This window comes from Paracoccus sp. (in: a-proteobacteria) (assembly GCF_047973135.1).
Lineage (GTDB): Bacteria > Pseudomonadota > Alphaproteobacteria > Rhodobacterales > Rhodobacteraceae > Paracoccus.
Genome location: NZ_JBKEBL010000235.1, coordinates 17,039 through 27,467 on the forward strand (window position 1 = coordinate 17,039; position 10,429 = coordinate 27,467).

Annotated in this window: 11 protein-coding genes and 1 tRNA gene; 9 read left to right on the forward strand and 3 right to left on the reverse strand. The window is 64.9% G+C overall.

Going from position 1 to position 10,429, the window contains the following annotated elements; translation table 11 throughout:
* The first annotated feature begins 51 nt into the window (after positions 1–51).
* The 9 genes from ACK5L9_RS17545 (at position 52) to ACK5L9_RS17585 (ending at position 6,838) form a co-directional block, all read left to right on the forward strand.
* On the forward strand, positions 52–411 hold the full coding sequence (locus ACK5L9_RS17545) for a response regulator transcription factor (protein WP_416912747.1): 360 nt from the start codon (positions 52–54) through the stop codon (positions 409–411).
* Between the two features lie 13 nt (positions 412–424).
* The gene (locus ACK5L9_RS17550) at positions 425–715 is read left to right on the forward strand and encodes a hypothetical protein (RefSeq protein ID WP_416912748.1); all 291 of its coding nucleotides are present in this window, start codon (positions 425–427) and stop codon (positions 713–715) included.
* Positions 705–3,371: an ATP-binding protein gene (locus ACK5L9_RS17555; protein WP_416912749.1), complete on the forward strand. Its 2,667-nt coding sequence runs from the start codon at positions 705–707 to the stop codon at positions 3,369–3,371. Before ACK5L9_RS17550 ends, ACK5L9_RS17555 begins: the two co-directional genes overlap by 11 nt.
* A gap of 81 nt (positions 3,372–3,452) precedes the next feature.
* Entirely contained in the window at positions 3,453–4,574 is a 1,122-nt protein-coding gene (locus ACK5L9_RS17560) for a FliM/FliN family flagellar motor C-terminal domain-containing protein (RefSeq protein ID WP_416912750.1), read from the forward strand.
* A gap of 86 nt (positions 4,575–4,660) precedes the next feature.
* Positions 4,661–4,879, forward strand: coding sequence for a translation initiation factor IF-1 (gene infA / locus ACK5L9_RS17565; protein WP_010397442.1), 219 nt, complete (start codon positions 4,661–4,663; stop codon positions 4,877–4,879).
* 12 nt (positions 4,880–4,891) lie between these two features.
* Positions 4,892–5,482 carry a Maf family protein gene (locus tag ACK5L9_RS17570; protein WP_416912751.1) on the forward strand — a complete coding sequence of 197 codons (591 nt, stop codon included), beginning with the start codon at positions 4,892–4,894 and terminating at the stop codon, positions 5,480–5,482.
* The gene (locus ACK5L9_RS17575; RefSeq protein ID WP_416912752.1) at positions 5,479–6,516 is read left to right on the forward strand and encodes a ribonuclease E/G; all 1,038 of its coding nucleotides are present in this window, start codon (positions 5,479–5,481) and stop codon (positions 6,514–6,516) included. Before ACK5L9_RS17570 ends, ACK5L9_RS17575 begins: the two co-directional genes overlap by 4 nt.
* Positions 6,516–6,689 carry a DNA gyrase inhibitor YacG gene (locus ACK5L9_RS17580; protein ID WP_416912753.1) on the forward strand — a complete coding sequence of 58 codons (174 nt, stop codon included), beginning with the start codon at positions 6,516–6,518 and terminating at the stop codon, positions 6,687–6,689. Before ACK5L9_RS17575 ends, ACK5L9_RS17580 begins: the two co-directional genes overlap by 1 nt.
* Positions 6,690–6,762: 73 nt before the next feature.
* A tRNA-Phe gene (locus ACK5L9_RS17585) sits at positions 6,763–6,838 on the forward strand.
* Positions 6,839–7,036: 198 nt separating this feature from the next.
* On the opposite strand, the gene nudC is transcribed toward ACK5L9_RS17585, so the two are convergent.
* The 3 genes from nudC to ACK5L9_RS17600 form a co-directional block, all read right to left on the reverse strand.
* Positions 7,037–8,059, reverse strand: coding sequence for an NAD(+) diphosphatase (nudC, locus tag ACK5L9_RS17590; protein WP_416912754.1), 1,023 nt, complete (start codon positions 8,057–8,059; stop codon positions 7,037–7,039).
* 18 nt (positions 8,060–8,077) lie between these two features.
* The gene (prpE, locus tag ACK5L9_RS17595) at positions 8,078–9,970 is read right to left on the reverse strand and encodes a propionate-CoA ligase PrpE (protein ID WP_416912755.1); all 1,893 of its coding nucleotides are present in this window, start codon (positions 9,968–9,970) and stop codon (positions 8,078–8,080) included.
* A gap of 182 nt (positions 9,971–10,152) precedes the next feature.
* The coding region (locus ACK5L9_RS17600; RefSeq protein ID WP_416912756.1) for a phosphate acyltransferase at positions 10,153–10,429 on the reverse strand (277 nt) is incomplete at its 5' end.

The window sequence follows — 10,429 nt, forward strand, 5'->3', positions numbered from 1 at the left end:
GGCCTTGCTGCAAACTGGTCGGGGCAGCAATCCGGAGGCGCCACGGCAGGCATGACGCTCGACATTCTGATGATCGAGGACGAACGCAACATCGCCGAGGCGGTGCGCTTTATCCTGACCCGCGACGGCTGGCGGCTGGCGCTGCATCATGATGGTCTGGGGGGGATCGAGGCCATCCGTGAAATGCGCCCGCGTCTGATCATTCTGGACCTGATGCTGCCGAACCGATCCGGCACGGAAATTCTGGCCGATCTGCGCAGCGATGCCGATCACGGCCTTGCCGCGACGCCGGTGCTGATGCTGACGGCGCGGGGGCAGGATTCGCCGGGGACGGCGCAAGCCGATGCGGTGTTGGCAAAGCCCTTTGCAAATGATGAATTGCGCGAACAGGTGCGTCGGATGCTGACGTGACGGAGGCCAAGAAATGACAGAGCTGCCATTGTTTCTGGAACGCGCCTCGTTCCGCCGCCGCCGTCTGGGCGACGCGGCGCGGGTGCTGCCGGTCTGTGCGGTGCTGGCGATGATGCTGCCGGTCTGGTGGATGCCGCGCCAGTTCAGCTTTGGCCTGGGCACGCTGTGGTTGTTCGGCATGTGGGCGCTGCTGATCCTTGCCGTTCACCTGCTGCATCGCGCCCTGATCCGGGCCGAGGCGCGGACCCTGAACGCGGGCAGCCCCGTGACCGGGCCCGACGGAAACCGCCCCGATGCCCTTTGAAACGCTGGTCGCCTGCTGTCTGGCCTATGTCGCGCTGATGTTCGGAGTGGCCTTTGCCGCCGACCGCGCGGCGCAGCGGGGCAGGGTACGCTGGCTGGATCATCCGCTGGTCTATACCCTGTCCTTGTCGGTCTATTGCTCGGCCTGGACGTTTTACGGCGCGGTTGGCTATGCCAGCAGGTCCGGGCTGGAGTTTGCGACGATCTATATCGGGCCGACCGTGGTTTTCACCGGGGCGTGGTGGGGGCTGCGGCGCCTGGTGCGGATCGCGCGGATGCATCATGTCACCTCGATTGCCGACCTGATCTCGGCGCGGTTCGGCAAATCCAATGCGCTGGCGGGTTTTGTGACGCTGATCGCCGTCATCGCGGCCACGCCCTATATCGCGCTGCAACTGCAATCGGTGCGCCTGTCATTCGAGGTATTCGCGACGCAGGCCCCGAATGGCGACCCGCTTGGCGGCGGAACGGCGCTGTGGGTGGCGGCGGGGCTGGCATTGTTCACCATCCTGTTCGGAACGCGCAATCTGGCCGCGGATGAGCGTCATCACGGCGTCGTCACAGCCATCGCGCTGGAGGCGATGGTCAAGCTGGTGGCATTTCTGGCGCTTGGGGCGTTTGTCGTCTGGGGGCTGGCCGATGGTCCCGCCGACATCATGGCGCGGATGGCTGCGGCGGCCAGCGATCCCGCGCGCGAGGGTTGGGTGCTGCGCCCTGACCGCTGGACCGCGCTGATCGCGGTCTCGGCTGCGGCGGTCCTGACCCTGCCGCGCATGTTTCAGGTGATGGTGGTCGAGGCCGCGGACGAGGAACGGCTGCATGTCGCGGGTTGGGCTTTTCCGGCCTATCTGTTCGCGATGTCGCTGTTCGTGATGCCGATTGCCCTTGTCGGGGCCGATATGCTGCCCGCCGGTTCCAACCCCGATCTTTACATGTTGACCCTGCCTCAGGCTTCTGGACAGAACCTTTTGGCATTGCTGGTTTTTCTCGGCGGGTTTTCAGCGGCGACCTCGATGGTGGTGGTCAGCGCCATCGCTCTGTCCACGATGATCTCGAACCACTGGCTGACGCCCCTGTGGCTGACGCTGCGCCGCCGCCCGGCCGCCGATGGCGAACCCGAGGATCTGCGCGGTTTTGTCCTGAACGCCCGAAGGCTGGCGATCCTTGCGGTGGTCGCAGCCGGCTGGGTCTATCATCAGGCATCGGGCGGGTCGGCGGCGCTGGCCTCGATGGGACTGGTGGCCTTTACCGGCATGGCGCAGGTACTGCCTGCGCTGCTGGGTGGGCTGCTGTGGCGCGGGGCGAACCGGCTGGGGGCCTATTCCGGCGTCGGCTGCGGATTTGCGATCTGGATGGCCATGATCTTTCTGCCGTCGGTCGGGATCGGCCATGCTTTCGTGCCGCCCGCCGGGGCCGACCCGCTGGCATTTGCGATCTTCCTGTCGCTGGCCGTCAACACAGCCGCCTTCATCACGGTGTCGATCTTTGGCTTTCCCGACCCGGTGGAACGGTTGCAGGGCCTGTCCTTTGTCAGCGCCGTCCAGCCGATCCGCCACAGCCGGACCGCCAGCAGCGAGGACCGGGCCGAGCCGCTGCTGGCCATGGCACGACGTGTCTGGGGCGGCGATCCGGCGCTGCGCTATTTTCAGGCCGAGGCCAGCGCGCAGGGCAAATCCGGTTTTCTGCCCGATCTGACGCCGAATTTCCTGACCGGGCTGGAACGGCGGCTGGCGGGTTCGGTCGGGGCAGCCACGGCGCATGCGATGATCGAGCGGGTGGCGGGCGGAATGGCGCTGACCGTGTCCGATCTGATGGAGGTGGCTGACGAGGCGCAGCGCGCCAAGGAAGAGGCGCAGCGTCTGGAAACTGCCACGGCCGAGCTGGAACGAACCGCCCGCAAGCTGCGCGAGGCGAATGACAAGCTGACCGCGCTGTCGGTACAGAAGGACGCGTTTCTCAGCCAGATCAGCCATGAATTGCGCACGCCCATGACCTCGGTCCGGGCCTTTTCCGAAATCCTCAAGACCCCTGACCTGTCGGATGAAGAACGCACCCGCTTTGCCGACATCATCCATGCCGAGGCCGGGCGGCTGACCCGGCTGCTGGACGATCTGCTGGACCTGTCGGTGCTGGAAAGCGGGCGGGCGCAACTGGCCGTCTCGGCCACGAATGTGCATGACCTGATCACGCGTGCGCTGTCGGCGGCCTCGGCCACCCGCCCGGAACGGATTTTCACCGTCGAACGCGATATTCCCTCGGAACATCTGGGCGTGATCACCGATCCCGACCGGTTGTTGCAGGTGCTGATCAATGTCATCACCAACGCCCGCAAATATTGCAGCGCCGAACGGCCGGTGCTGACGATCCGCGTTGCCCGCCGTCCGGGTGGCGGGCCGCAGATCGACATCATGGATAACGGGCAGGGCATCGACAGCGCACGCCAGTCCCTGATCTTTGAGAAATTTGCCCGGCTGAACGATCCGGCGCGGGCGGGTGGCGCGGGGCTTGGCCTTGCCATCTGCCGCGAGATCATGGAGACATTGGGCGGCGATATCAATTACCTGCCCGGTCAGGGCGGCGCGGCCTTCCGGATTGGCCTGCCGAAACGCCCGCCCCTGCGCCGTGACGGTGAGGGGCAGGAAATCGCGGCGTCGTAAACCCTTTCTCAACCCATTCTTGCCAGATTGACGGCATGAAGGTGACGATTCGGAATTGGGCAAATGGTGCAGAACGCGGCGATGAATAATCCTGTCAGGGATGACGATACGGGCGTCCTCAGGCGGCTTCTGCGGGCGCGGAACCGGGCTGACACCGGTTCCGGGCGCGCACCGCAATTGCCGCAACTGCCCCCGCCTACGCCCGCGCGCGCGGCGGCGACTGCGATCGGGCGGATTGCGAACCGGCTGTACCACCTGCCCGTGCAGCCGGTGTCGGTCGCGCCGGGGGCGATGACGCTGGCTGAACTGCCGGAATTGCTGCCCGCGTCCGGTCTGCTGATCGTGTTGCAGGGACCGGGCGAAGCGCTTGGCGTGATTGCCCTCTGCGCCGAGACGATGACGTCGCTGATCGAAATCCAGACCCTTGGCCGGATCACTGCCCGGCCTGCCGAAAGGCGCAAGCTGACCCGCGCCGACGCGCTGATCTGTTCCGAATTTGTCAACACGCTGATGGCCGAACTGGATGCCGAACTTGTGCCGCTGGACGGGTTCGAGGGGTTGTCGGGTTTCCGCTATGCGACCTGGCTGGACGATCCCCGGCCGTTGGCCCTGATGCTGGAAGACAAGCCTTATCGCAGCATCGATTTTCGCCTGCGCCTTGGCGGGGCGGAAACCCGCGACAGTCAGATTCTGCTGGCCCTGCCGCAGGATATTCCGGTTCCGGCACCCAGGCCCGACAAGGACGACAAACCCAGGGAAGGCGAAGTGCGGCCCGCGCGGAACGAGGCAGCAACCGAGGCCCGGCCGGACATGCCTGCCGCAGCGTCGCTGGCCCACGCCATTCAGACCGCGCCGGTCGAACTGGTCGGCATCCTCTGCCGCCGCCGGATCACGCTTGGCGAAATCCGGGCGCTGGTACCGGGGCAGGTTCTGTCGCTGCCCCGCGCCAGCCTGACCGAGGCGCGGATCGAAACTCCGGGCGGGCAACTGATCGCACGCGGCAAGTTCGGCGAGGCCGAGGGATGCCATGCCATCCGCCTTCATGATCCCCGGCTTGCGGCGCAAAACCCGGTCAGCGCCGCCGGATACGAACCCCCGATCGACGATCTTGCGGACCGGGATGCATTTCGTGACCCCGCCGCGGATGAGAAAGGGGATGCCGTCGTCGGGATCGCAGCGGCAAAAGCCGCGAATCGGAATTGAGGCAACGCTTTTCCCTTGAACTCACCGCAGCATGGACGCATCTAACGCTGGTCCTGATTCTCAGGAGCAGTCTTGATGGAGTGACCATGGCCAAGGAAGAAATGCTCGAATTCCCCGGCGTCGTGAAGGAACTCCTGCCGAATGCGACGTTCAGGGTCGAGCTTGAGAACGGCCATGAGATCATCGCCCATATGGCAGGAAAGATGCGCAAAAACCGCATCCGTGTTCTGGCAGGCGACAAGGTGCAGGTCGAAATGAACACCTACGACCTGACCAAGGGGCGGATCAATTACCGCTTCAAATAGGCCCGGCGCGCAATGCCGCAACCGATACCGTACCGGCTGATCCTTGGATCAGCCAGCCCGCGAAGGCTTGAACTGCTGGTCCAGATCGGTCTGGTGCCCGCAGAAATACGCGTGGCCGATATCGACGAAACCCCGGCAAAGGCCGAAGCGCCGCGCGACTATGTCCTGCGCATGGCGCTGGAAAAGGCCGCTGCGCTGCCGCTGTCGCCGGGCGAGGTTCTGTTAACCGCCGACACCACCGTCGCCGTTGGCCGCCGCATTCTGGGCAAGCCCGCCGACCGCGCCGAGGCTGCCGCCTTCATGCGCTTGATGTCGGGCCGCCGTCACAAGGTTCTGACCGCCATCGCGCTGCGTGACGCGGATCGGACCAGATCGCGGCTGGTCCAGACGCAGGTTCGGATGCGCAGCATCGACGATGCCGTGTTGGAACGCTATCTCGACATTGGCGACTGGCAAGGCAAGGCGGGCGGCTATGCCATTCAGGGCGCGGCGGCGGGGTTCATCCCGTGGATTCAGGGCTCGTTTTCCGCCGTGGTCGGCTTGCCGCTGTCGGAAACCGCCGCCATGCTGGCCGCCGCAGGCATATTCGGAGGCCGGTCATGAAGGGCAGGATGGTGGTGCTGGGGCACCTGAACAGGGAAGAGGCTGCCGCGCTGATGCAGGACGGTCAGCTTGTCGATCTGATTCTGACGCCTGATGTCCTTGCGCCCGGAACCATCGTTCGCGGCGTTGTCGAACGGCTGATGAAGGGTCAGGGCGCGGCCTTCCTGCGCCTGCCCGATGGCCAGCGCGGCTATCTGCGCGAACGCTCGGGCCTGCGCGAGGGGCGGCCGATGCTGGTGCAGGTCCGGGGCGTGGCCGAGGATGGCAAGGCGATCCCGCTATCGGCGCGGCTGTTGCTGCGCGGACGTCATGTTCTGGTCACGCCGGACGCACCGGGTGTCAGCATCTCGCGCCGCATCCGCGACCTGGAAATCCGCGCCGCGCTTGAGGCTTTGGGGCGGGCGCAACTGGATGGGCGCGACTATGGCATGATCATGCGCAGCGTCGCGGCGACGGCCCCGCAGGACGAGGTTGCCGACGAACTTGCCGCCCTGATCGAGGTTGCGGACCGGCTTTTGTCGGAAGGCGATGGCCCGCCCGAATATCTGCTGGATGCCCCTACCGCCTGGGAACAGGCTTGGATGGAGTGGGCCGAACCCGCCCCCGACGCCATCGAGGAAGGCGAGGACAGTTTTGACCGCTGCGGCGTGACCGACGCGCTGGAGGCGTTGCTGTCTGATCTGCTGCCGCTGCCCGGCGGTGCCAGCGCCGCGATCGAGCCCACCCGCGCGCTGGTGGCCATCGACGTGAATACCGGCAATGACACATCGCCCGCCGCCGCACTGAAAGCGAATATTGCGCTGGCGCGCGACCTGCCGCGCCAGTTGCGCCTGCGTGGCCTGGGCGGTCAGGTCGCCGTGGACTTTGCCCCGATGCCCAAACGCGACCGTGCCACGCTGGATCAGGTTCTTCAGGCGGCCTTCAAGGGCGAGGCTGCCGAGACGACGCTGATCGGCTGGACGACGATGGGCCTGTACGAGATCAACCGCAAGCGCGACCGTGTTCCCCTGATGCGGTTGATCGGGGAATCGTGATGCCCGCCTGTCCGATCTGCGGCAAGGAAAGCGCGGCTGCCTACCGGCCGTTTTGTTCGAAACGCTGTGCGGATATTGACCTCGCGCGCTGGCTGCGTGGCGATTATGTGGTGCCGGGCACTCCGCTGGAGGATCTGCCCGCACAAGACGACGACGGGTTGAAAAAATCATGAGATATGGTCTGGACAGTCCCGCGATGTCCTCGTAAACACCGCCCTGTGCCCGGATCGAAGATGGTCGGCAAGGGCCCGGATAGCTCAGTTGGTAGAGCAGCGGACTGAAAATCCGCGTGTCGGTGGTTCGAGTCCGCCTCCGGGCACCATTTTCTTCAGAAGATTGATTTCATCGCATCTGCACCGCAGATTTCCCAAGGAAATCAACTGTAGCGCATTTGCGACATGAGAAAATCGACCACGATCTATCTTCCCATGTTGTATAGCCGACAGAAGCTAATTTGATGATCAAATTGGCTTCCGTCAGCTATATCCGAAAACCCGTACCCGCTTTTCGGAAGTTCTGCCTAACCGCCGAAATCCGGGATCAGACCCTCGCTCCAGCAGCGCAGGATGATCTGGGCGACGGCTCCTTTGCGGGCGGGGGCGATCTGGTCGTCCTGACCGGCAAGCGCCCGCGTGATCCGGGCCTTGCTGACCCAAAGCGCCTGTTCCAGCTCCTGCGTGTCGATGCTGATCCGTGTCGTTTCGGCCCGTGCCGCGCAGCCGATCATCAGCGAGGCGGGGAAGGGCCAGGGCTGCGAGGTGACATAGCGCACCTCGCCCACGCGGACGCCCGCTTCCTCCATGACCTCGCGGCGGACGGCCTCTTCCACGGTTTCGCCTGGTTCCATGAAACCGGCCAGCAGGGAATACATCCCCTCGGGCCAGACCGACTGACGACCCAGCAGCACCTTGTCGCCATCCAGCACCAGCATGATGACCACCGGGTCGGTGCGCGGAAAGTGCTGGCGACCGCAGCCGGGGCAGTCAAAGCGCCAGCCGCCATGCGCGACGCGGTTGCGGTGCCCGCAATTGGCGCAAAAATGATGTGTCGCGCGCCATTCGAACATGCCCTTGGCAGCGGCGGCGATGCCGGCGTCACGGTGGTCGATCTCGCCCATGACCGCGCGCAGGTCAATGAATTTGCGGGTTTCGGACAGATCCAGTGTCCGCTGATCGACGAAATCGGCGGGCCGTTCATCGGGCGGCGCGATGGTCGAGACATCGGCGGCGAAATGCGCAACGCCCTGATCGTCCAGCCCCATGAAGATCGTCGGTTCCGTGCAGCCCGTGATCAGCTTGTCCTGCGCCGACAGCCATGCCAGACGCGGGCCGTCATCGGTCAGGTCGAACAGGGGCTTGCCGTGCCAGAAGGGCGAGACGCGGCTGGCCGGGTCGGCCAGATGGCGGGCAAGCGTGACCGCATCGCCGCGCAGACGGTCCGCGCGGTCGAGAAAGCTGCCTGCGAAGGTGACGAGGGATTCGGGAATCATGGGCGCAGGGTGCACCGGGCGGCGGCGGCGGGCAAGCCCGCCTGTTTCGTTCAACCTGACCCCGGCCCGGCGTTAGCCCGCCTCTGGATAACCCACATCCTTCAGCGCCGCAGTGATCTCATCCAGGATGGCGGGGTCGTCGATGGTCGCGGGCATCCTGAATTCCTCGCCATCGGCGATCTTGACCATGGTGGCGCGCAGGATCTTGCCCGAGCGGGTCTTGGGCAGGCGGTCCACCACGCAGGCCAGCTTGAAGGCCGCGACCGGGCCGATCTGGTCGCGGACCATCTTCACGACTTCTTCGACAACCTGCGCATCCGGCGTCTGGACGCCTTTCTTGAGGCACAGCAAGCCAAGCGGCATTTGCCCCTTCAGCTTGTCGCTGACCCCGATCACTGCGCATTCGGCAACGGCAGGGTGCGAGGCGAGAACCTCTTCCATCGCGCCGGTGGACAGGCGGTGCCCCGCGACATTGATCACGTCATCGGTGCGCGCCATGATATAAAGATAGCCGTCCTCATCCACATAGCCCGCATCGCCGGTTTCGTAAAAGCCGGGGAAATGGTCCAGGTATGATTTCCTGAACCGCGCCTCGGCATTCCACAGCGTCGGCAGTGTGCCCGGCGGCAAAGGCAGCTTCACAGCGATGGCCCCAAGCGTACCGGGGGCGACGGGCTGACCACCCTCGTCGAGGATCTGCACGTCATAGCCCGGCATGGCGACCGAAGGGCTGCCCTTCTTGACCGGCAGATGTTCGATGCCAAAGGGGTTGGCGGCGATGGACCAGCCGGTTTCAGTTTGCCACCAGTGGTCGATTACCGGAACGTTCAGCTTGTTCTCGGCCCACTGGATCGTGTCGGGATCGGCGCGTTCGCCCGCAAGGAACAGCGCCTGAAGGCTGGACAGGTTGTAATTGCCGATCAGCGTACCGTCCGGATCCTCGCGCTTGACGGCACGGATGGCGGTGGGGGCGGTGAAAAAGCTTTTGACCTTGTGGTTCTGAATCACTCGCCAGAAAGTGCCCGCATCGGGGGTGCCGACGGGTTTTCCCTCGAAAACGATGGTGGTCGCGCCCGCGATCAGCGGCGCATAGCAGATATAGCTGTGGCCCACGACCCAGCCCACATCCGAGGCCGCCCAGAACACGTCACCCGCGTCGATATTGTAGATGTTCTTCATCGTCCAGTTCAGCGCGACAAGCTGCCCCGCCGTGTGCCGGATCACGCCCTTGGGCTGGCCGGTCGTCCCCGAGGTGTACAGGATGTATGAGGGGTGGTTTCCCTCGACCGGGACGCATTCGGCGGGTTCGACGCCGTACTGGAATGTGTGCCAGGCGACATCGCGGCCCTCGGTCAGTTCGGCGACCTCTTGTTCGCGCTGGAAGATGACGCAGAAATCGGGCTTGTGGCTGGCCAGTTCGATGGCCTTGTCGAGCAGCGGCTTGTAATGGACGACGCGCCCCGGCTCTAACCCGCAAGAGGCGGCGATGATCGCCTTGGGCTGGCAGTCGTCGATGCGCACGGCCAGCTCATGCGCGGCAAAACCGCCGAACACGACCGAGTGGATCGCGCCAAGCCGCCCGCAGGCCAGCATCGCCTCGATCGCCTCGGGGACCATGGGCATATAGATGATGACCCGGTCGCCCTTTCCGATCCCCTTGGCGCGCAGCGCGCCCGCAAGGCTGGCCACGCGGTCGCGCAATTCGCGATAGGTGATGCCCTTGTAGGAATGGGTGATCGGGCTGTCATGGATGATGGCAAGCTGATCGCCGCGCCCGGCCTTTACATGGCGATCCACGGCGTTCCAGCAGGTGTTGACCATGGCGTCGGCGAACCATTCGCCCGCTGGTCCCTGATCAAAGAAGGCCCGGCCGGGGGCGCGGTCCCAATCGATCAACCCCGAAGCCTTCATCCAGAAGCTTTCCGGATCGGATTTCCAGGTTGCATAGACGTCTTTGTATGCCATGGTATGCCCTCCGCGACTTTGGGGCGTTCGTTACGCGAGCCCAAGGCCATTTGCAAGTTTCTTGCGCGATGCTGCGACGTTTTGACAACAAAATTATCAACCGGGATGGACCGGGTTGCAAGCCGCCTTGGCGGAATGCCGGGGGGGGCAGGGCCGGTCGGAACCGGCCTTGCCCCGCAGCCCTAGCTGTAATGCGCAACGGGCGTGCCGGCCAGGGCGCTGATGTTCAGCAGGCCGCGCGCGGAGATCGAGCGGGACACGACATGCGCGCGGCTGCCCAAGCCCATCAGGAACGGCCCGACCTCCAGCCCGCCAGCCTTGATTTTCAGCGCATTGCGCGTGGCCGAGGCCGCATCGCTGCTGGAAAAGATCAGCACATTGGCCGCGCCGTCCAGCCGCGCGCCCGGCAGCAGCCTTTCGCGCAGCAGCGGATCCAGCGCGGAATCGACCTGCATTTCG